Origin of the sequence: Cognatundibacterium curvum, assembly GCF_014284235.1 — a bacterium.
GTDB lineage: Bacteria > Pseudomonadota > Gammaproteobacteria > Burkholderiales > Burkholderiaceae_D > Undibacterium > Undibacterium curvum.
Map to the genome: position 1 here is coordinate 356,834 of NZ_JACOGD010000005.1, position 19,439 is coordinate 376,272.

20 protein-coding genes, 1 tRNA gene and 1 rRNA gene are annotated in these 19,439 nt (G+C 51.7%); 13 read left to right on the forward strand and 9 right to left on the reverse strand.

The window, feature by feature from the left end:
• The first annotated feature begins 3 nt into the window (after window positions 1-3).
• Genes H8K43_RS11800 through H8K43_RS11820 form a run of 5 tightly spaced genes read left to right on the forward strand, consistent with a single transcriptional unit; the run spans window position 4 to window position 5,284 of the window.
• Window positions 4-789, forward strand: coding sequence for an AglZ/HisF2 family acetamidino modification protein (locus H8K43_RS11800; protein WP_186904003.1), 786 nt, complete (start codon window positions 4-6; stop codon window positions 787-789).
• Between the two features lie 3 nt (window positions 790-792).
• Window positions 793-1,827: a polysaccharide biosynthesis protein gene (locus H8K43_RS11805; protein WP_186904004.1), complete on the forward strand. Its 1,035-nt coding sequence runs from the start codon at window positions 793-795 to the stop codon at window positions 1,825-1,827.
• Window positions 1,828-1,830: 3 nt separating this feature from the next.
• A complete protein-coding gene (wbjC, locus tag H8K43_RS11810) occupies window positions 1,831-2,937 on the forward strand; it encodes a UDP-2-acetamido-2,6-beta-L-arabino-hexul-4-ose reductase (RefSeq protein WP_186904005.1) in 1,107 nt (368 codons plus the stop codon).
• Between the two features lie 2 nt (window positions 2,938-2,939).
• Window positions 2,940-4,076, forward strand: coding sequence for a non-hydrolyzing UDP-N-acetylglucosamine 2-epimerase (gene wecB, locus H8K43_RS11815; protein WP_186904049.1), 1,137 nt, complete (start codon window positions 2,940-2,942; stop codon window positions 4,074-4,076).
• 14 nt (window positions 4,077-4,090) lie between these two features.
• A complete protein-coding gene (locus H8K43_RS11820) occupies window positions 4,091-5,284 on the forward strand; it encodes a glycosyltransferase family 4 protein (protein ID WP_186904006.1) in 1,194 nt (397 codons plus the stop codon).
• A gap of 196 nt (window positions 5,285-5,480) precedes the next feature.
• Here H8K43_RS11820 and H8K43_RS11825 read toward each other — a convergent pair.
• Window positions 5,481-5,556, reverse strand: a tRNA-Phe gene (locus H8K43_RS11825).
• Window positions 5,557-5,717: 161 nt separating this feature from the next.
• On the opposite strand from H8K43_RS11825, the gene H8K43_RS11830 reads away from it, so the two are divergent.
• The 5 genes from H8K43_RS11830 to H8K43_RS11850 all read left to right on the forward strand — a co-directional run bounded on the left by H8K43_RS11830 (window position 5,718) and on the right by H8K43_RS11850 (window position 11,023).
• Window positions 5,718-6,908 (forward strand): FAD-dependent monooxygenase, encoded by a 1,191-nt coding sequence (locus tag H8K43_RS11830; RefSeq protein WP_186904007.1) that lies wholly within the window; start codon window positions 5,718-5,720, stop codon window positions 6,906-6,908.
• A 38-nt stretch (window positions 6,909-6,946) separates the two neighbouring features.
• Window positions 6,947-7,690 (forward strand): DsbC family protein, encoded by a 744-nt coding sequence (locus H8K43_RS11835; RefSeq protein ID WP_186904008.1) that lies wholly within the window; start codon window positions 6,947-6,949, stop codon window positions 7,688-7,690.
• A complete protein-coding gene (locus H8K43_RS11840) occupies window positions 7,690-8,295 on the forward strand; it encodes a nucleotidyltransferase family protein (RefSeq protein ID WP_186904009.1) in 606 nt (201 codons plus the stop codon). The genes H8K43_RS11835 and H8K43_RS11840 overlap by 1 nt, the downstream gene beginning before the upstream one ends.
• 236 nt (window positions 8,296-8,531) lie before the next feature.
• Entirely contained in the window at window positions 8,532-8,984 is a 453-nt protein-coding gene (locus H8K43_RS11845) for a DUF3429 domain-containing protein (RefSeq protein WP_186904010.1), read from the forward strand.
• Between the two features lie 176 nt (window positions 8,985-9,160).
• On the forward strand, window positions 9,161-11,023 hold the full coding sequence (locus H8K43_RS11850) for a M61 family metallopeptidase (RefSeq protein ID WP_186904011.1): 1,863 nt from the start codon (window positions 9,161-9,163) through the stop codon (window positions 11,021-11,023).
• Window positions 11,024-11,214: 191 nt separating this feature from the next.
• Here H8K43_RS11850 and trpC read toward each other — a convergent pair whose 3' ends face one another.
• The 7 genes from trpC to rpe form a co-directional block, all read right to left on the reverse strand.
• Window positions 11,215-12,015, reverse strand: coding sequence for an indole-3-glycerol phosphate synthase TrpC (trpC, locus tag H8K43_RS11855; RefSeq protein WP_186904012.1), 801 nt, complete (start codon window positions 12,013-12,015; stop codon window positions 11,215-11,217).
• Window positions 12,016-12,017: 2 nt separating this feature from the next.
• Window positions 12,018-13,049, reverse strand: a complete 1,032-nt coding sequence (gene trpD, locus H8K43_RS11860) for an anthranilate phosphoribosyltransferase (protein WP_186904013.1) — start codon at window positions 13,047-13,049, stop codon at window positions 12,018-12,020.
• On the reverse strand, window positions 13,046-13,618 hold the full coding sequence (locus tag H8K43_RS11865; protein WP_186904014.1) for an anthranilate synthase component II: 573 nt from the start codon (window positions 13,616-13,618) through the stop codon (window positions 13,046-13,048). Before H8K43_RS11865 ends, trpD begins: the two co-directional genes overlap by 4 nt.
• Window positions 13,619-13,682: 64 nt before the next feature.
• Window positions 13,683-14,108 (reverse strand): GxxExxY protein, encoded by a 426-nt coding sequence (locus H8K43_RS11870; RefSeq protein ID WP_186904015.1) that lies wholly within the window; start codon window positions 14,106-14,108, stop codon window positions 13,683-13,685.
• Complete coding sequence (gene trpE / locus H8K43_RS11875; RefSeq protein ID WP_186904016.1) at window positions 14,095-15,591, reverse strand: anthranilate synthase component I; 1,497 nt, start codon at window positions 15,589-15,591, stop codon at window positions 14,095-14,097. The genes H8K43_RS11870 and trpE overlap by 14 nt, the downstream gene beginning before the upstream one ends.
• A gap of 243 nt (window positions 15,592-15,834) precedes the next feature.
• Window positions 15,835-16,518, reverse strand: a complete 684-nt coding sequence (locus tag H8K43_RS11880) for a phosphoglycolate phosphatase (protein WP_186904017.1) — start codon at window positions 16,516-16,518, stop codon at window positions 15,835-15,837.
• Between the two features lie 124 nt (window positions 16,519-16,642).
• Window positions 16,643-17,311: a ribulose-phosphate 3-epimerase gene (gene rpe / locus H8K43_RS11885; RefSeq protein WP_186904018.1), complete on the reverse strand. Its 669-nt coding sequence runs from the start codon at window positions 17,309-17,311 to the stop codon at window positions 16,643-16,645.
• A 248-nt stretch (window positions 17,312-17,559) separates the two neighbouring features.
• Here rpe and apaG point away from each other — a divergent pair, with 248 nt between their 5' ends.
• On the forward strand, window positions 17,560-17,934 hold the full coding sequence (gene apaG / locus H8K43_RS11890; RefSeq protein ID WP_186904019.1) for a Co2+/Mg2+ efflux protein ApaG: 375 nt from the start codon (window positions 17,560-17,562) through the stop codon (window positions 17,932-17,934).
• Between the two features lie 12 nt (window positions 17,935-17,946).
• On the opposite strand, the gene H8K43_RS11895 is transcribed toward apaG, so the two are convergent.
• Complete coding sequence (locus H8K43_RS11895; RefSeq protein ID WP_186904020.1) at window positions 17,947-18,093, reverse strand: hypothetical protein; 147 nt, start codon at window positions 18,091-18,093, stop codon at window positions 17,947-17,949.
• A 156-nt stretch (window positions 18,094-18,249) separates the two neighbouring features.
• Between H8K43_RS11895 and H8K43_RS11900 the strand changes: the two genes are divergently transcribed.
• Together H8K43_RS11900 and H8K43_RS11905 are read left to right on the forward strand one after the other, a co-directional pair.
• Entirely contained in the window at window positions 18,250-19,026 is a 777-nt protein-coding gene (locus H8K43_RS11900; protein WP_186904021.1) for an enoyl-CoA hydratase, read from the forward strand.
• 340 nt (window positions 19,027-19,366) lie between these two features.
• Window positions 19,367-19,439 (forward strand): 16S ribosomal RNA (locus tag H8K43_RS11905); the annotation flags it as partial.

Below are 19,439 nucleotides of genomic sequence, written 5' to 3' on the forward strand. Positions count from 1 at the left end.
AAAATGTTGCGTCCTAGAATTATTCCTTGTTTGCTGGTGCACCAAGGGGGCTTGGTTAAGACCCAGGGCTTCAAGGACCCGAAATATGTGGGTGATCCCATCAATGCTGTCAGGATTTTTAACGAGAAAGAATCCGATGAGTTGATGGTGCTCGACATTGATGCCACAGTCAACAAAGTAGAGCCCGACTTTGCTTTGATCGCCAAGCTGGCTGCCGAATGTCGCATGCCACTTTGCTACGGCGGCGGCGTGACCACTGCAGCGCAGGCGGCACGCATTATTGATATGGGTGTTGAGAAGGTGGCGGTTAGCGCTGCTGCCATCACCAATCCTGCGTTGTTGACGGAGATGGCAGCAGCAGTGGGACGACAGTCAGTCGTCGCTGTGGTGGATGTGCGCAAGCGTACCGGATTGTTCGCCAAAGGGTATGAGGTGTGCACCCATAACGGCAAGGTAAGCCACAAACTGGATCCAATCGCGTTGGCCAAGCAGTTGCAAGATGCCGGTGCTGGCGAAATCGTGGTGAATTCGGTCGATAGGGATGGTCAGATGCAAGGTTATGACCTGGAGCTGGCTGCGCAATTCAAGCAGGCCTTGAAGGTGCCTGTGACCTTTTTGGGAGGCGCCGGATCACTCGATCATTTAGGCGAACTGGTCTCCAGATTGGGTGTTGTAGGAGCTGCCGCAGGCAGTCTGTTCGTTTTCAAAGGTAAATATCGTGCGGTATTGATTAACTACCCCACGCCCGAGCAAAAGAAACTGCTCTGTCACGAAGCACTAAAGAGATAAATAATGAACGTATTCCAAGACAAGGTGTTACTGATCACTGGCGGAACCGGCTCGTTTGGCAATGCCGTTCTGCGCCGTTTCCTGAATTCTGATTTGCGCGAAATTCGCATCCTGAGCCGCGATGAAAAGAAGCAGGATGACATGCGCAAGAAGTACAACAGCCCCAAGCTGAAATTCTACATTGGCGATGTGCGCGACCCGCAGTCAGTGATGAATGCTGTGCGGGGAGTGGACTATATCTACCACGCTGCAGCGCTGAAGCAGGTGCCATCCTGCGAATTCCACCCGCTTGAAGCAGTCAAGACCAATGTGATGGGCACGGAGAATGTGCTGGAGGCCGCTATCCAATGCGGCGTCAAGCGGGTAGTGTGTTTGAGCACGGATAAGGCCGTATACCCCATCAACGCAATGGGTATCAGCAAAGCGATGATGGAAAAGGTGGCTGTCGCCAAGTCCCGTTCGAGCTGCAGCACCGTGATCAATGTGACGCGCTATGGCAATGTGATGGCTTCGCGCGGCTCGGTGATCCCGTTGTTTGTAGACCAGATTCGATCGGGGCAGCCTATCACTATCACCGATCCGAGCATGACGCGCTTTATGATGACGCTGGACGACGCTGTGGATCTGGTGCTATACGCCTTTGAGCATGGCCAGCCTGGTGAGATTTTCGTGCAGAAGGCTCCAGCGGCCACAATCGAGGTATTGACCCAGGCGCTGACTGACCTGTTGGGGAAACCAGAGCACACTGTACGCGTGATCGGCACCCGCCATGGCGAAAAGCTTTACGAGGCTTTACTTAGCCGGGAAGAAATGGCGGCCGCTGAAGACCTGGGCGGCTATTATCGCGTGCCGCCGGATTTGCGCGATCTGAACTACGGCAAATTTGTCGAGCAGGGTGAAGTCCGGATTTCTGAAGCTACCGATTACAACTCGCACAACACGACACGCCTGGATGTGGCTGGTATGCAGGCTCTGCTGTTGAAGCTTCGTTTCATGCAAGCGATTGTACGTGGTGAACACGTCGAGCTGGAGGAATAAACCTTGAAAGTATTGGTTACAGGTGCCAATGGTTTCATTGGCAAAAATCTGGTGTTACGCTTGCGCGAACAGGCCGGTACAGAGGTGCTGACTTTTGCACGCGGAGATACCGATGCCATGTTACAGGCAGCTCTGGCGCAGGCCGATGCCATTATTCATTTGGCCGGTGAAAACCGCCCAGCATCACCCGATGCGTTTGAAACAGTCAATGCAGGCTTGACGCGGCAAATTTGCGAGGGTCTGCGTGCTGCGGGACGTTCGACTCCTTTGCTGCTCGCTTCGTCAGCTCAGGCCGCGCTGGATAATCTCTATGGCCGCAGCAAGCTGGGTGCAGAGCAGGCCGTGGAACAGTTAGCTGCAGATCACGGCAACCCGGTGGCGATCTATCGTTTGCCTGGCGTTTTTGGCAAATGGTGCAAGCCCAACTACAATTCTGTAGTGGCGACTTTTTGCCACAACAAGGCAAATGATCTGCCGGTGCAGATCAACGATGTCAACGCACGTATTCGTCTGGTTTATGTCGATGATGTGATCAATGCCTTCTGGACTTTGTTAGCGTCACCCTGGACGGGTGTGGTGCGCCCGGAAGTCGTGCCTGAATACAGCATCACCTTGGGCGAGCTGTCCGAGCAGATTGATGCCTTTAAAAACTGCAGGAGCACGCTGATATCCGAGCGTGTGGGCACTGGTCTGACGCGAGCTCTGTATGCTACATATGTAAGCTATCTGCCCAAGGACAAGTTTGCCTATGATGTGCCGGCTTATGGCGACTCTCGTGGCGTATTTGTAGAAATGCTTAAGACGCCGGATGCAGGGCAGTTTTCCTTTTTTACCGCGCACCCTGGCATAACCCGGGGAGGGCATTATCACCATACCAAGACAGAGAAGTTTTTGGTCATCAAGGGCAAGGCCAGGTTTGGTTTCCGGCACATGCTGACCGACGAGGTGTATCACCTTGAAACCGAAGGAGCCAAACCTCAGGTCGTGGAGACAGTACCCGGTTGGACACACGACATTACCAACGTGGGCGATGATGAAATGGTGGTCATGCTCTGGGCAAATGAAATTTTTGATCGTGCCAATCCTGACACGATCGCTAGCAAAGTTTGATGATGAAAAAACTTAAAGTCATGTCGGTCGTGGGTACACGACCAGAAATTATCCGCCTTTCACGTGTGTTAGCTGCGCTGGATCAGCATTGCGATCATATCTTGGTGCACACAGGGCAGAACTATGATTACGAATTAAATCAGGTTTTTTTCGATGACCTTTCAGTTCGCAAACCTGATTACTTTCTGAACAGCGCAGAGGGAAGTACTGGGGCAGCAAATACGATAGGTAACTTAATTACTGCGGTAGATCATGTATTGGCCGAAGTCAAACCAGATGCCATGCTCGTGCTTGGAGACACCAATAGTTGCCTTTCCGTGATCCCGGCAAAACGACGTAAGGTTCCTATTTTCCATATGGAAGCTGGAAATCGTTGTTTTGATTTGCGTGTCCCGGAGGAGACCAATCGTCGTATTGTAGATCACACATCGGACATCAATCTGACCTACAGCACAATTGCACGCGATTACCTGCTGCGCGAAGGTCTGCCACCAGATCAAGTCATTAAGACAGGTAGCCCGATGTATGAGGTGTTAAATCATTACATGCCACAAATTCAGGCGTCTGATGCGTTGAAGCGCTTAGGATTGACGGAGACTCAGTATTTTGTCGTGAGTGCTCATCGTGAAGAAAACATTGAGTCAGACCGGAGTTTTTCTAAACTGGTGCAAGTACTAAATGGCGTCGCTGAAGATTATAAGCTTCCCGTCGTAGTGTCCACGCATCCGCGTACTCAAAAACGAGTGGATGCGACAGGATCGACGTTCCATCCAAATGTGCGCCTCTTGAAGCCGCTTGGTTTCCATGACTATGTGAACTTGCAAATGCATGCTAAGGCCGTATTGTCTGATAGTGGCACCATCAATGAAGAGTCTTCAATTTTAAATTTCCCTGCGTTGAATCTGAGAGAAGCGCACGAGCGTCCAGAGGGAATGGAAGAAGCTGCTGTAATGATGGTTGGATTGGAGCTTGAGCGAGTTCGACAGGGTTTAGCAATTTTGCAAACTCAGACTCAGGGTAAGGAGCGTACTTTGCGTTTGGTGGCTGACTATAGCATGCCAAATGTGAGCGATAAGGTCGTTCGTATCATCCATAGCTATACAGACTACGTAAAACGGGTTGTCTGGAAACAGTATTAATAGGTAGAGGATTTATGCGCATTGTTTTAATCGCAGATACTTTTCCTCCATTGCGAAACTCCGGAGCGGTACAACTCCGAGATCTGTCAAGAGAGTTTGTACGTCAAGGACATGAGCTCACCGTATTGTTGCCGGCTGCCGATATCGATGATTCTTGGGTAATCGAGAGAATTGATGGAGTTCAGGTAGTGCGTCTGAAAGCCCCCAAAACGAAAGACATTAATTATGTCAGTCGTACCATTGGGGAGTTTCTCATGCCGTATGCGATGCGCAGAAATCTTAGCAAGAGTCCTCTTGCTGCTCAAAAATGGGATGGGGTAGTCTGGTATGCCCCATCTATTTTTCACGGTCCTCTTGCGAACAGTTTGAAAAAAAGAAGTAGTTGTAAAGGCTACCTTATCATTCGTGATATTTTCCCAGAATGGGCTGTAGACATGGGCCTGATGGGACGTGGTTTACCCTATCAATTTTTCAATTCTATCGCGCAGTACCAGTACTCAGTAGCTGATGTCATTGGAGTGCAGACTCCCGGAAACCGTTCCTATTTCGATAGTTGGTTGAAAAAGAGTGATGGCAAACTCGAGGTGTTGCAGAATTGGCTAGGCAAGCCTGCAGCAGATAAGTGTGTTATTCGTCTCAATGAAACATCTCTCGCTGGACGTAAGGTGTTTGTCTATGCGGGAAACATGGGCGTAGCGCAGGGGATGGATATCGTTCTGCAACTGGCAGAGAAAATGCTTGTCCGGCCAGATGTGGGGTTTGTGCTTGTTGGCAGGGGGAGTGAAGTACAGCGATTAAAAACCTATGCCCAAGAACGAAGCCTTTCAAACGTATTGTTTTTTGACGAAATCGATCCCGATCAGATTCCGGATTTATATGCCCAATGCAGTGTAGGCATTGTTGCATTAGATCCGAGACATAAATCACATAATATTCCGGGTAAATTTTTGACTTATATGCAGAGCGGGCTTCCTGTTTTGGCGAACGTCAATGCGGGGAATGATCTGTCTACACTGATTCTCAATGAAAAGGTTGGCCAGGTTTGTGAAAGTAATCAAGTCAATGATTTGCTTGAATTGGCGAATACCTTGCTTGAGCAAATTCACTCAGACCCAAATTTATCGAGCCGTTGCATTAATCTTTTTGACCGAGAATTTTCGGTGAAAAGTTCCGTTCAGCAAATTATCAAAGCTCTCTCTCACGAATAAAGGCATTTGAAATTAATTGCGTTTGAATCGCTTGACATCATTTAGTGGTGTCGGGCGATTTTGTTTTTTATGAGCCTACACAGGTGTGTGTAGTCTTAGTTCTTTGTGGCCCCGTAACGGAATGGCAAGGCTATTTATGCGTAGATGCAAAGAGAAAAGCCACTTAACAGATTGTTCCGTTAAGCGGCTTATATCTTGGTGGCCCGGGGCGGAATCGAACCACCGACACAAGGATTTTCAATCCTCTGCTCTACCGACTGAGCTACCAGGCCAAGAAACAAGAATTATAGAGATCGAAGCCCGCTTTGGCAAGGGGGGGAGGGTGAAAATACTTGTTTTCTGCGCCAATTGTTCTTGATCTGGCGCATCGGAAGGGGCGGGAGCGCTGCCGTATAATGGCTGACTTGTTGAAGACAAAAGAAAAGGTCACGCTATGGCTCAGGTACATCATTGTGATATTTGCATCGTTGGTAATGGCGCGGTAGGGAAGGCGGCGGCACTGGGGCTGGCGCAAGCGGGTTTGACGGTTCGGGTCTTGTGTGAGTCGGCGGCACCGGCTGTGGCGTCGGCCGATTGGGATGTGCGCGTGTTCGCACTGAACCACGTGGCCTATGATTTATTGGATCAGTTAAAAGTCTGGGGTGCGCTCGATCATAGCCGGGTGGCTGCGGTGACAGGCATGCAGGTCAAGGATGGTGCGGAACAGCGCGATGGCCAGCTGGGTTTTGATGCCTATAGTGCGCGCACCCAGGAGTTAGCCTGGATCGTGGAGAACCGCAATCTGAATCTCGCGCTCGATAGCGCACTGCGCTTTGCGCAAAACCTGCAGCTGCATGTGGGCCAGGCGCAGCAATTGCATGTGGATGCGCAGGCGGCCAGGCTGACGCTGGCGGATGGCGATGTCATTGAAACGAAGCTGATCATTGGTGCTGACGGTGCGCAGTCCTGGGTGCGTGGACAATGTGATATCGGCATGGACTATCGCTCCTACGGACAAAAGGGTGTCGTCACGAATTTCGAATGCAGCAAGCCGCATCACGGGGTGGCACATCAATGGTTTATTGAAGATCAGGGTATTATTGCGCTGCTGCCGCTGCCCGGGCAGCGCGTGTCGCTGGTTTGGTCTGCGCCGGATGCCTTGGCTGACCGCCTGGTGCGCGAGCCTTTATCCGGTCTGGTGTCTGCGCTCGAACATTACTGTCTGGAGACGCATGGGCATTTGACGCCTGTGCTGCCTGAGGATATCAAAGCCTTTCCTTTGCGCCTGATGCGTCCGCACAGCCTGATCGCTGAGCGGGTTGCGCTGATTGGCGATGCCGCACATGTGGTGCATCCGCTGGCTGGACATGGTATGAATCTGGGCTTTGGTGATGTGGCCGATTTGCTGCGTCTGGTGAAACAGCGTGATGAATTCCGCGATTGTGGTGATGCGCGTTTATTAGAAGCCTACCGCCGTGCGCGGAAACAGGATGTCTTATTAATGCAGGTGACGACCGATGGTTTGTCGCGTTTGTTTGGCTCGGATCTGGGGCCAGCGCGCCTGGTGCGGAATCTGGGAATGAACTTACTGGACCGTTTGCCACTCATAAAGAACAAATTAATTTCTCATGCGATGGGGCGCTAAGCCTCACGCTTCATGGCGATGGCCGAAGGAAAAAAGTAATGAAGCTGAAGTTCGTGGCAATCGCCGCAGTAAGTCTGTTATCCGGTCTGGTCTCTATGCAGGTAGCGGCGCAGACGCCGCAGGAAACCGCCGTTAAAAAATTGGTTGAGCCGCGTCTGGGCGAGGGTGTGAAAGTCGATTCCGTGACTAAGACTCCTTATTCCGGGCTGTTTGAAGTCCGGGTTGGCAGCGACGTGATTTATACCGATGAAAAAGCGCAGTTTCTATTCGTCGGCAATGTGATCGATGCCAAGTCAGGCACCAATTACACACGCGCCAGAACCGAAGAGCTGAGTAAGATTAAATTCTCCGATCTGCCGCTGGAGCTGGCACTGAAGATGGTGAAAGGCGATGGCAAGCGCGTCATCGCCGTGTTTGAAGATCCGAATTGCGGTTACTGCAAACAATTCCGTAAAACCCTGGCAGGTATGGACAATATTACGGTTTATACCTTCATGTATAACATCCTGTCGGATGATTCCACCGCCAAATCCAAAAACATCTGGTGCGCTTCTGACCGCAATAAAGCCTGGGATGACTGGATGATCAGTGGTAAAACCGCATCGACCGCACCGGCGAATTGCATCACTCCCCATGACAAAGTATTGGCACTGGGGCAGAAACTGCGTGTGACTGGAACCCCGGCGATTTTCTTTAGCGATGGCACCCGCATTCCGGGCGCGGTCAACGCCAAAGGCCTGGAAGAAAAGTTCGCCAGCATTGCCGGTGGCAAGGCCAACTAATGGCTGAGTCCGCAGCCTGGACTGGCATCTTGCTGGCAGCCGGGCGCGGACGTCGTTTTGACCCGGGTGGGCAGCAATCCAAATTGCTGATGCCCTGGGGAGAGTACAGCTCGGTTGCTGTGGCTTGTGCCACACGCCTGTTACAGGCTTTTCCACTAACTATCGCTGTCTTGCGACCTGATCAGCAGGAATTGCAGCGGCAACTGGCGGATGCCGGTTGTGCAATTGTGTTGACTGAACAAGCCGATCTTGGCATGGCCCATAGCCTGCGTGCTGCCTTGCTGCAGACTCAGCACAGTGCTGGCTGGCTGGTGGCATTGGCCGATATGCCCTGTGTTAAAGCCGGGAGTTTCCAAGCTATCCGGCGCGCCGCCTTAGCCGGGCATCAGATCGTGGTGCCCGAATACCAGGGGCAGCGCGGAAATCCGGTGGCATTTGCTGCCTCCTGTCTGCCTGAATTACTGCAATTGCAGGGTGATCAGGGTGCGCGGGGTCTGTTGAATTCGGCGCTGGTACATCGGCTGGCATTGGATGATGCCGGGATTTGCCAGGATATCGACACGCCCGATGACTGGCATCATTTGCGCCGCAATGGGGATATCTGAGCGCTATACGCCCGATTTTCACGCTTTTTTCTGCAAAACTGTGACTTTCTGCACAGTGTCAGTGCTGTTCCAACTATAGATGTATATCTAACTTGAGTATTTCCTCTTAGAATATCGTTTTCCTGAATTTGATAGGAAAATTTTCATGCGACGAAGTTGCTCGTAAGCAGTATTTTCAAAATATTGCTATGCTGACCAGCTTCATCGCGAGACTTGGTGGCGTACGGCTAAATTTTATGAATAATCTCAATCAAAAACTGGTAATACGACTGGGCTTTGCTGGCCTGATTCCGTTTATTTTGCTGACGGTACTGTGCTGGATCGTGCATCCGGACTGGCTGGGGTATTTCATCAAAGCGCAGCTGGCCTATGGCATCGTGATTTTGTCTTTCCTGGGTGGTTTGCATTGGGGCGTTACGCTGATGGCCCAGGGTAAGGACGACGAAGAAACCCGGCGGGCAATGATCTGGGGCGTCATCCCCACGCTGATTGCCTGGTGTTCTCTGAGTAATATGCTGTTCGGTTTTGTGGTGCAGGTAGTCGGCTTCATTGCGGCCTATAAAATCGATAAAAAACTGTATCAGAGTTATGCGGTACCAGCCTGGTTTATCGATCTGCGTTTGCAACTGACTCGCGTCGTCGTGGGTGCGCAGATATTCACTTTTATCGCCGCCAACGTACGTAGCTGAACGCCAAAACCAGAGTCTGCTCTGGTTTTGTTTTATTCAGGACTGACGCATATCCCCCGGCGATGTACAGGCTCACACTCAGCAGTGCCTGTCTTTAACGCCATGTCTGACAGGGGCAGGTTTCAGTCCGCTATTATTTAATTTGATTTCACTTCATTTCAGAAAGATCGTTGAGCATGGCAAAAACGACGACAGTACAGGGACGCGCTGCACGGCAGACAACTGCCGGTATTCATTACAGTATTATTCCTAAAGACTTGGCCGGTCACTTGTTTCAGGTGACACTGGAGATCGCTCAGCCCGCCGCAGACGGACAGATAGTGAGTCTGCCAGTCTGGATACCAGGCAGTTATATGGTGCGTGAGTTTGCGCGCAATATCGTGCAGATCAAGGCCAGCGCGGCAGGCAAAAAAATCGGCCTGAAAAAACTGAATAAACATAGCTGGCAGGCGGCCCCTTGCAAAGGCGCACTGAGCATCAGCTACGAAGTTTATGCCTGGGACTTGTCGGTGCGCGCCGCGCATTTAGATCAGAGTCACGCATTCTTCAATGGCACCAGCGTTTTCCTGGCCGTGCATGGTCAGGAAAATAGCCAGCATGTGGTCGATATCCAGCGCGCGGCAGATCCTGCCTGCAAGAGCTGGCGTGTCGCGACTTCATTGCCTGAGCTGAAAGCCAAACGCTATGGCTTTGGTACTTATGTCGCGCGTGATTACGATGAGCTGATCGATCATCCGGTTGAGATGGGCGACTTCGCTCTCGCCAGTTTCGAAGCTTGTGGCGTGCCGCATGACTTTGTGGTGACGGGTAAGGTGCCGAATATGGACATGGACCGCATGGTGTCCGATGTGAAGAAAATCTGCGAGAGCCAGATTGCGCTGTTCGAGCCACGCACGAAAAAAGCACCGATGGATCGCTATGTGTTCATGACCATGGTAGTCGGCGAAGGCTATGGTGGACTCGAGCATCGTGCCTCAACTGCATTGATCTGTAACCGCAACGATATCCCGCTCAAACATCAGAGTGAAATGAGCGAGGGCTACAAGGGCTTTCTGGGCCTGTGCAGCCATGAGTATTTCCATACCTGGAATGTCAAACGCATTAAACCTGCGGTCTTCGCCAGCTATGACCTGAGCCAGGAAAACTACACCAGTCTGTTGTGGCTGTTTGAAGGCTTCACCAGCTATTACGATGATCTGATGCTGGTGCGTGCCGGCGTGATCGATGAAGCCGCCTATCTGAAGCTGCTGGCAAAAACCGTGAATATGGTGTTGCGTGGCAGCGGACGCCTGAAGCAAAGCGTGGCCGAATCCAGCTTTGATGCCTGGACTAAGTACTACCGCCAGGATGAAAATTCACCGAACGCGATCGTCAGCTATTACACCAAGGGTTCGCTGGTGGCGCTCGGGCTGGACCTGAGCATACGTCAGCAGACGGCTGGCAAAAAGTCGCTGGATGATGTGATGCGCGCCTTGTGGCAGCAATTTGGCCGAGACTTTTATGCGCGTATGCCATCCGGTGAACAGCGTGGCCTGGGTGAGCAGGAAATTGCAGCCATCATCGAAAAGACGACCGGTGTTGATGTCCGTCTCTTCCTGGATAAGCATGTGTTCGGTACCGAAGATGTACCACTGAGCAGCTTGTATGCGGACTTCGGCGTTGTTGTTGATGGCGGTGTCGCGAGTCAGAAAGCCAGCCTCGGCGTCAAAGTGGCACGCGATGGCAACGACTGCAAACTTGCCAATGCCTTTGAAGGACGTGCCGCGCATCAGGCTGGTTTGTCTGCGCATGATGTGCTGATCGCGATCAATGGTTTGCGTGTCACCGCAGCGGATGCGGCAGATGGTCTGAGCAGCGCAGTGGGCCGCTATCGTATCGGTGAAACGGTAGAAATCCATGCGTTCCGGCGTGATGAATTGTTGGTGGTGAAAGCGAAATTGCAGGCCGACGATGTACCGGCTCAGCAATTCCGGCTGGCCGACAAAGCAGCTGCGCTGGTGACCGCGCGTCCTACATATCGTAAGCCTGGTAAACGTTAAGCAGCGTATTCTGCCTCAGGAAACTGAGTAAAAAAAACCGTCTTCAGTGTTTGCTGAAGACGGTTTTTTTATTAGATGTCCCAGTATTGGTGCGGGTCTTGAGCCAAAAACAGGCTGTGAGCCGCACAGAATCTCAGACTTTAATATCAGACTTTTCTTCTGATGCCCTTCCTGATCGCTCAGCGCATCTCTCAGAAAAACAGTTTTTCCAATTCCGCACCGGGTTCAGCGGCACGCATAAATGCCTCGCCGACCAGGAAGCTATGTACCTCAGCAGCACGCATGCGGGTCACATCATCACGATTCAGTATGCCGGACTCGGTCACTACCAGCTTATCCGGGGTAATCGCAGGCAGCAGCCCCAGCGTGGTGTCGAGCGTGACATCGAAAGTGCGCAGGTTGCGGTTATTAATGCCGAGCAGCGGCGTCTTGAGTGTCAGTGCGATATCCAGTTCAGCGCGGTCATGCACTTCAACCAGCACATCCATGCCCAGCTCCAGCGCGCAGGCTTCCAGATCCGCCATCAGACCATGATCCAGCGCGGCCACGATCAGCAAAATACAATCGGCACCCCATTGTCGCGCCTGATACACCTGATAGTGATCGATAATGAAATCCTTGCGCAGAGCCGGAATCGCACACGCTGCGCGTGCTTGTTGCAGGTAGGCGGGGGCACCCTGGAAAAACTTTTCATCGGTCAGCACAGACAGGCAAGCCGCACCGTGATGCGCATAGCATTGCGCAATCGCGGCAGGTTCAAAATCTGCACGCAATACCCCTTTTGACGGGGAAGCTTTTTTGATTTCTGCAATCACGGCAGCATGACCGGCTGCGATTTTCTGGCGCATGGCGCGCTCGAAGCCGCGAATCGCTGCGCGGCTTTCGGCATCGGATTCCACCTCATCACGCAGGCTGATCAGCGATTGATAGCGGCGTGCTGCGGCCACTTCATCCTGTTTGACGTCCAGTATTTGACGAAGAATATCTGACATAATTATTGTCCGAGTTGTTGGGTGACTTGCACAAACTGATCGAGCTTGGCGCGTGCGGCACCGGAGGCAATGGCTTGCTGTGCTTTTTTGACGCCATCAGCAATCGAGTCCGCCAAGCCCGCGCCGTATAAGGCGGTACCGGCATTGAGTGCCACGATATCGCGCGCCGGGCCATCGACGTTGTGCATGACTTCCATGATTTTTTCACGTGACTCCGCAGCGCCATCGACTTTCAGATTGCGGTTAGAGACCATCTGCAGACCAAAGTCTTCCGGATGTATATCGTATTCGCGGATTTCCCCATTGATCAGTTCGCCCACCATGGTCGGCGCACCCAGCGAGACTTCATCCATATTGTCACGCCCCCACACTACCAGCGCATGCTGCGCGCCAAGACGCTGCAGCACACGTACCTGTATCCCGACCAGATCCGGGTGGAACACGCCCATCAGTATATTCGGGGCACCGGCCGGATTGGTCAGCGGCCCGAGGATATTGAAAATAGTGCGCACGCCCAGTTCTTTGCGTACCGGCGCTGCATGCTTCATGGCGCCATGGTGGTTAGGCGCAAACATAAAACCTATGCCAGTCTGTGCAATCGACTGAGCGATTTGTTCCGGCGTCAGATTGATGTTCGCGCCCAGTGATTCCAGTACATCGGCGCTGCCGGAGGAAGAGGACACGCTGCGTCCGCCATGTTTGGCGACCCGTGCGCCAGCCGCTGCGGTCACGAACATGGAAGCGGTTGAGATATTAAAGGTATGTGCGCCATCACCGCCGGTGCCGACGATATCAATCATATTCTGGGTATTCGCGAGTGGCACCTTGGTCGAAAACTCGCGCATCACCTGCGCTGCGGCAGTGATCTCGCCTATGCTTTCTTTTTTCACGCGCAGCCCCATGGTCAGCGCAGTGATCATCACCGGCGACAGTTCGCCACCCATCAGCTTGCGGAATAAGTACAGCATTTCATCGTGAAAAATTTCACGGTGTTCGATCAGGCGTGTCAGTGCTTCCTGTTGGGTGATGGTCATGATGCAGTTCCAGTCAAAAAGTTTTTCAGCAAGGCGTGGCCATGTTCAGACAAGATGGATTCAGGATGAAACTGCACACCCTGCAAATTAAATTCCTTGTGTCTGACCGCCATGATTTCTCCGTCATCGGTCCAGGCCGTCACTTCCAGACAGTCCGGCAAAGACGCGCGCTCTATCGCGAGCGAGTGATAGCGAATAATGGTGTAAGGGCTGGGTAAATCTTTGAACACACCAACGCCGGTATGGGCAATCACCGAAGTCTTGCCATGCATGACTTGCTTGGCACGGATGATATTGCCGCCAAAAGCCGCACCTATACTTTGATGCCCCAGACAGACACCCAGAATCGGGATCTGTCCGGCAAAGCGATGAATGACAGGAATCGAAATCCCGGCTTCGGCCGGTGTGCAGGGGCCAGGTGAGATACAAATATGATCCGGTTGCAGTTCTTCTATCTGCTCCAGCGTAATCTCATCATTGCGATAAGTACGCACATCCTCACCCAGCTCAGCAAAATACTGCACCAGGTTGTAAGTAAATGAATCGTAGTTGTCGATCATCAGTAACATAATTAAAACCTCTCAACACAAAATTAAAGTCTCTCAACACCGAGAGCCAGAGCACAGCAGAGGATCACAGAGAAAATCGCTTAATGCCATCTTTTAAAACCGGCACCATAAAGTTGATCAGTAATCCAGTCCTTATCCCTGACAGTCTCAGATAAGTCAGCATTTGTGCATGGTGTACAGGCATTATTTTGTCTACCGCTTTTAGCTCCAGAATCAGGCTGCCTTCAATTACCAGATCCAGTCTGTATGCGGCTTCTACCCGTACACCTTTGTAATCAATATCTAAAGCCATCTGTCTTGCAAACTGCAATCCTCGTAAAGACAGCTCGTGGCAAAGGCATTTTTCATATGCAGATTCCAGTAAGCCCGCGCCCAGTGTGCGATGTACCTCAATCGCAGCACCGATGACCTGTTCACTCAGTGTATCTCTGAGTCTCTCGGTGTCTCGGTGTTGAGCGTTTTTGCCAGTTTCCAATTCAGATATCTCCATCCAATCCGTCTTGCACTTGTTCTGCGGCGCGTAATACAGCGCGTGCCTTGTTTTCGGTTTCCTGCCATTCCAGTTCCGGCACGGAATCCGCCACCACACCGGCTGCTGCCTGCACATACAGCATGCCGTCTTTCAGTACGCCAGTGCGGATTGCGATTGCCAGATCCATTTCGCCGCCAAACGACAGGTAGCCGCAGGCGCCGCCATAGATGCCGCGTTTGACTGGTTCCAGTTCATCGATCAGTTCCATCGCTCTGACTTTAGGCGCACCGGACAAGGTGCCAGCCGGGAAGGTCGCTTTCAATACATCGAGGTTGCTGAGTTCAGCTTGCAATATGCCTTCCACATTCGAGACAATGTGCTGCACGTGGGAGTATTTTTCGATCACCATCTGATCGGTCACCTTGACCGTACCGGTTTGCGCAATACGACCGATGTCATTGCGCGCCAGATCAATCAGCATCACGTGTTCAGCGATTTCTTTAGGATCGGCCAGCAGTTCGGTGGCCAGTTCTGCATCGCGTTCCGGCGTGGCACCACGTGGTCGGGTACCGGCCAGCGGACGGATGGTGACTTTTTTCTGACCATCATTCAGGGTTTCATTGCGCACCAGGATTTCCGGTGAAGCGCCTATGATCTGCATGTCGCCAAAATTATAGAAATACATATAGGGCGAAGGATTCAGCGAGCGCAAGGCGCGGTACAGCGACAGTGGCGAATCCACATATGGCTTTTTAATGCGCTGACCGACCTGAACTTGCATCAGGTCGCCGGCCATGATGTATTCCTTGGCTTTTTCTACTGCTTTTAAATAATCTTCTTTGGCAAAGTCGCGGATGGAATCAGTACGTACCGAAGCCGAGGTCACTGGCGCATCCACGCTGCGTCTCAACATGGCACGCAAATCCTTCAGACGCTGGCGCGCTTTGGACCAGGCTTCCGGCTGACTGGTATCGGCGTACACGATCAGATACAGCTTGCCAGACACATTGTCGATCACGGCCAGTTCTTCGGTCAGCAGTAACTGAATTTCTGGCAGACCCAGATCATCTTTCGGCGCTTTTCCTGCCAGACGTTTTTCCACATGGCGTACAGCGTCATAGCCAAAATAGCCGGCCAGACCGCCGCAAAAACGTGGCAGACCGGGACGGGTCGCGACTTTGAAGCGACTCTGGAATTCGGCGATAAAGCTTAAGGGATTTTGCTGATGGGTTTCGACCACTTTGCCATGTTGCAGTACTTCGATTTTTTCACCAAAGCTGCGTACCAGGGTGGTGGCTGGCAGGCCGATGAAGGAGTAGCGTCCGAAGCGCTCGCCACCCATCACCGATTCCAGCAGAAAGGTATTTTTACCAGCCTGCTGGCTTTGTGCCAGTTTCAGATACAGCGTGAGCGGGGTTTCCAGATCAGCGAATGCTTCCGCAATCATTGGAATACGGTTGTAGCCTTGCGCGGCCAGCGATTTGAATTCGAGTTCGGTCATGGTTTTCTCTCAGCCGCCCGCAGCAGCGCCATAGGCGACCATAGCGAGACACATGGGGTGTGTGGACGGATAAAAACAGATTGATATAACAAACAAGAAGATGTGCGGAGGATGTGCACAGCCACTCGCGGCATTCAGTGGATTAACAGAATTGCCAGCGTCGCCATAGCCAGGCCTCAAAGGCACCTGGTGTCATGAATGGACGTTTGTTATCAGGAAACATTCGTGATTGGAATGATGATTTTAAGTGGTTGTTGATGTCGTCAGCAGTTTTGCTGCTGATAACAGGGTTTCGACTATACCATCACTTTCAATATTTTGTACAGGTTCGCCGTGGTTGTAACCATACGGCACGGTCAATACCGGGCAACCCGCAGCGCGCGCGGCGATTGCATCATTGCTGGAGTCGCCAATCGCCACCACCTGCGCTGGTGCCAGCCCGAACTGCTGGCAGGTCGATAGCAGCGGCAAAGGATGCGGTTTTTTGTGGGCAAAAGAGTCACCGCCGTAAGTCAGGGAAAAATACGGTGCCAGCCCCTTCATTTGCAGCAAAGCCTGAGCAAATGCGATGGGTTTATTGGTCACGCATGCAAGCTTCAAACCCAGCGCCTGCATGGTTTGCAAGCCACTTACCACATCGGGATACAGCTCACTGTGCAGGCCATTGATTTGCGCATAGTGATGCTGGTAGCCAGCCAGCGCCGCATCAAAGTGCTGCTGCACGCCAGCCTCATTGAAATCTTTCGCCAGCACCTGACGGATCAGATGTTCAGACCCTTTGCCGACCATGCGCTTGATTTCTGTCAGCGTCAGCGCGGCCAGTCCGAAATCGTCGCGCATACGGTTCACCGCCAGCAGAAAGTCTGGTGCGGTATCTACCATGGTGCCATCCAGGTCAATAATTACGGCACGGATATCAGCAAACATAATCAGTGATGTTTCAATGAGGAGAGGGGGAAATGGGCGACTGGGCTGGGCAATAAGTAACCCAGCCAGCCCGGTCTGCATGGCTAAGCAGCCAGTCTACCTGTCGCCTTGTTTTTGCGCGAGCTTATGCGACCTGAGCCAGCTCGCCACGCATCGCATCAATGACTGCCTTGTAATCCGGCTTACCAAAGATGGCTGAACCCGCCACAAAGGTATCCGCGCCAGCCGCCGCAATTTCACGGATATTGTCGATTTTGACGCCACCATCGACTTGCAGCAGGATATCGCGACCAGACTCATCGATCATTTTGCGTACTGCGGCGATTTTCTTCAGCGTGTGCGGGATGAAAGACTGACCACCAAAGCCCGGATTCACCGACATCAGCAAGATCAGATCCAGCTTATCCATCACGTGTTCCAGCACATGTAGCGGTGTTGCCGGATTCAGCACCAGACCTGCCTTGCAGCCATGATCGCGTATCAGTTGCAGGCTGCGGTCTATGTGCTCAGAGCCTTCCGGATGAAAGCTGATCAGATTCGCACCGGCCTTGGCAAAGTCAGGAATGATGCGGTCTACCGGTTTGACCATCAGATGGACGTCAATCGGCACCTGTACGTGCGGGCGTATCGCTTCGCAGACCAATGGGCCTATCGTCAGGTTGGGCACGTAATGGTTATCCATCACGTCAAAATGGATCATGTCGGCACCGGCAGCGACGACGTTTCTGACTTCCTCACCGAGGCGGGCGAAGTCAGCGGATAAAATACTGGGAGCAATGCGATAGGTGGTCATGGTGTGGTCCGGCAAAAAAAGATGCGATATTTTACCCCGCAACCACGTGCTTTAACGTCGAATCCTACTAAACCGTCTAAGCTCTGGCACAATGTCTGTTTGATATAGGACTGACGAAAAACCACTCCAGCAGCGCTATGGCTTCTTGTCGTACTAAGCGTACTGCCTGCGTCGCCATGCCTTGCCGGGGCAATTTTGCGTAAGTCCTAAGAGTATGTGCAAGTTATTACAAGCTAGAAAAGGTCCATATGTCTGCTTACCAGATGCGCGTCTCCGTGGTGACGCAATATATAGAAGAACAATCCGAGCCGGATAAGGCACATTTTGTGTTCGCTTATACCATTAGCATTACCAATAGCGGCGAAGTGGCTGCACAAGTGATATCGCGTCACTGGATCATTAATGATGCGAATAATCATATCGAGGAAGTTAAGGGCCTGGGCGTGGTCGGCCATCAGCCCTTCCTGCCACCGGGGCAAAGTTTTGAGTACACCAGCGGCTGCATTTTGAAAACGCCGCAGGGCAGTATGAAGGGGTGCTACTTTTGTGTGGCAGAAGACGGCACCCGTTTTGAAGTGGAGATTCCGGAATTTGTCTTGTCTTTACCGAGAACCTTGCACTGAGCAGACATGAAGTTAGCTGGCGCTGTTCTCAGTGTCTTCAGGTTTGGTTGGCTGCTTATGCCGGGTTGGTCGCTGCGGACGACCCGAAAACATGGTCCACCATACGATAAAGATCAAGATGCCCAATGCAATTGCAGCCTCTAATAACAATAGCCACATAATAGTTGTCCTCTGTTTGCAGAAATATCGTTGTATGTTGAGTGCACAGTTTCAGGCAGCGTAGTTATGCTGCCGCAGATGCTGAGCTAATAGTAACGCTTACATAAATACCGCTTAGTTTTAATTTTATCCTTATACCTATACTCAGGAGATCACATGGAATTCGAATGCATACTCGTTGAAACCAAAGAAAAGGTGGGTCTGATCACTTTGCATCGCCCTAAGGCGCTGAATGCATTGAATGATCAGTTGATGAATGAACTCGGCCAGGCGCTGAAATCCTTTGATCAGAATGAAGCGGTGCAATGCATCGTCATCACCGGCAGTGAAAAAGCCTTTGCCGCAGGTGCCGATATCGCAGCCATGGCAAATTACAGCTTCATGGATACCTATAAAGAAGACTACATCACACGCAACTGGGAAACCATACGCCAGATCCGTAAGCCGGTAATCGCTGCCGTGGCGGGTTATGCTTTGGGCGGCGGTTGCGAACTGGCGATGATGTGTGACTTTATTATCGCGGCGGACAATGCCAAATTTGGCCAGCCTGAAATCAAACTTGGTACCTTGCCTGGCGCCGGCGGTACTCAGCGTCTGCCGCGTGCCATCTCCAAATCCAAAGCAATGGATATGTGCCTGACCGCGCGCATGATGGATGCGGAAGAGGCGGAACGTGCGGGCCTGGTTTCCCGTATCGTGCCGGTGGATCAGTTACTGGAAGAGGCGCTGACTGCAGCAAACACCATCGCCGCGATGTCCCTGCCAGTCATCATGATGATTAAAGAGTCGGTGAACCGTGCATATGAAACCACCTTGTCGGAAGGTGTGCATTTCGAGCGTCGCTTATTCCAGGCTAGTTTTGGGACTGAAGATCAGAAAGAGGGCATGAAGGCCTTCATGGAAAAACGTCCGGCTGCATTTAAAAATAAGTAACCAATATAAATTATTTGAACGAAGGGCTTGCAAAGAGTCATCGAGTCCTTCATAATCTCGTTTCTCTGCTGCTGACGAACAAAACGATTCGAAGCAAACGCCGCAAGGCAAGCAGGAAAAGAATTCAATATTCTGTGATCTTTAACAATTAACAGTCAATAAATGTGAGCACTTGATGAAAGCGCACCGCTTGGTTTTAAACCTAGCGGCAAGCTTAAAAAATATCAAATGCTTCACAAGAAATAAAACAAGACGATTTTCAGAGTTGGTAACAATTCAGAGAATCGAACTGTCAGTATTTTGAGTGAGCGACAGACAGAAATGTCTTTAAACAGAGATTAAACTGAAGAGTTTGATCCTGGCTCAGATTGAACGCTGGCGGCATGCCTTACACATGCAAGTCGAACGGCAGC

Coding starts and splice junctions, on each gene's coding strand:
- H8K43_RS11800 (WP_186904003.1), top strand. CDS start 4: ATGTTGCGTCCTAGAATTATTCCTTGTTTGCTGGTGCACCAAGGGGGC.
- H8K43_RS11805 (WP_186904004.1), top strand. CDS start 793: ATGAACGTATTCCAAGACAAGGTGTTACTGATCACTGGCGGAACCGGC.
- wecB (WP_186904049.1), top strand. CDS start 2,940: ATGAAAAAACTTAAAGTCATGTCGGTCGTGGGTACACGACCAGAAATT.
- H8K43_RS11820 (WP_186904006.1), top strand. CDS start 4,091: ATGCGCATTGTTTTAATCGCAGATACTTTTCCTCCATTGCGAAACTCC.
- H8K43_RS11830 (WP_186904007.1), top strand. CDS start 5,718: ATGGCTCAGGTACATCATTGTGATATTTGCATCGTTGGTAATGGCGCG.
- H8K43_RS11835 (WP_186904008.1), top strand. CDS start 6,947: ATGAAGCTGAAGTTCGTGGCAATCGCCGCAGTAAGTCTGTTATCCGGT.
- H8K43_RS11840 (WP_186904009.1), top strand. CDS start 7,690: ATGGCTGAGTCCGCAGCCTGGACTGGCATCTTGCTGGCAGCCGGGCGC.
- H8K43_RS11845 (WP_186904010.1), top strand. CDS start 8,532: ATGAATAATCTCAATCAAAAACTGGTAATACGACTGGGCTTTGCTGGC.
- H8K43_RS11850 (WP_186904011.1), top strand. CDS start 9,161: ATGGCAAAAACGACGACAGTACAGGGACGCGCTGCACGGCAGACAACT.
- trpC (WP_186904012.1), bottom strand. CDS start 12,015: ATGTCAGATATTCTTCGTCAAATACTGGACGTCAAACAGGATGAAGTG.
- trpD (WP_186904013.1), bottom strand. CDS start 13,049: ATGACCATCACCCAACAGGAAGCACTGACACGCCTGATCGAACACCGT.
- H8K43_RS11865 (WP_186904014.1), bottom strand. CDS start 13,618: ATGTTACTGATGATCGACAACTACGATTCATTTACTTACAACCTGGTG.
- H8K43_RS11870 (WP_186904015.1), bottom strand. CDS start 14,108: ATGGAGATATCTGAATTGGAAACTGGCAAAAACGCTCAACACCGAGAC.
- trpE (WP_186904016.1), bottom strand. CDS start 15,591: ATGACCGAACTCGAATTCAAATCGCTGGCCGCGCAAGGCTACAACCGT.
- H8K43_RS11880 (WP_186904017.1), bottom strand. CDS start 16,518: ATGTTTGCTGATATCCGTGCCGTAATTATTGACCTGGATGGCACCATG.
- rpe (WP_186904018.1), bottom strand. CDS start 17,311: ATGACCACCTATCGCATTGCTCCCAGTATTTTATCCGCTGACTTCGCC.
- apaG (WP_186904019.1), top strand. CDS start 17,560: ATGTCTGCTTACCAGATGCGCGTCTCCGTGGTGACGCAATATATAGAA.
- H8K43_RS11895 (WP_186904020.1), bottom strand. CDS start 18,093: ATGTGGCTATTGTTATTAGAGGCTGCAATTGCATTGGGCATCTTGATC.
- H8K43_RS11900 (WP_186904021.1), top strand. CDS start 18,250: ATGGAATTCGAATGCATACTCGTTGAAACCAAAGAAAAGGTGGGTCTG.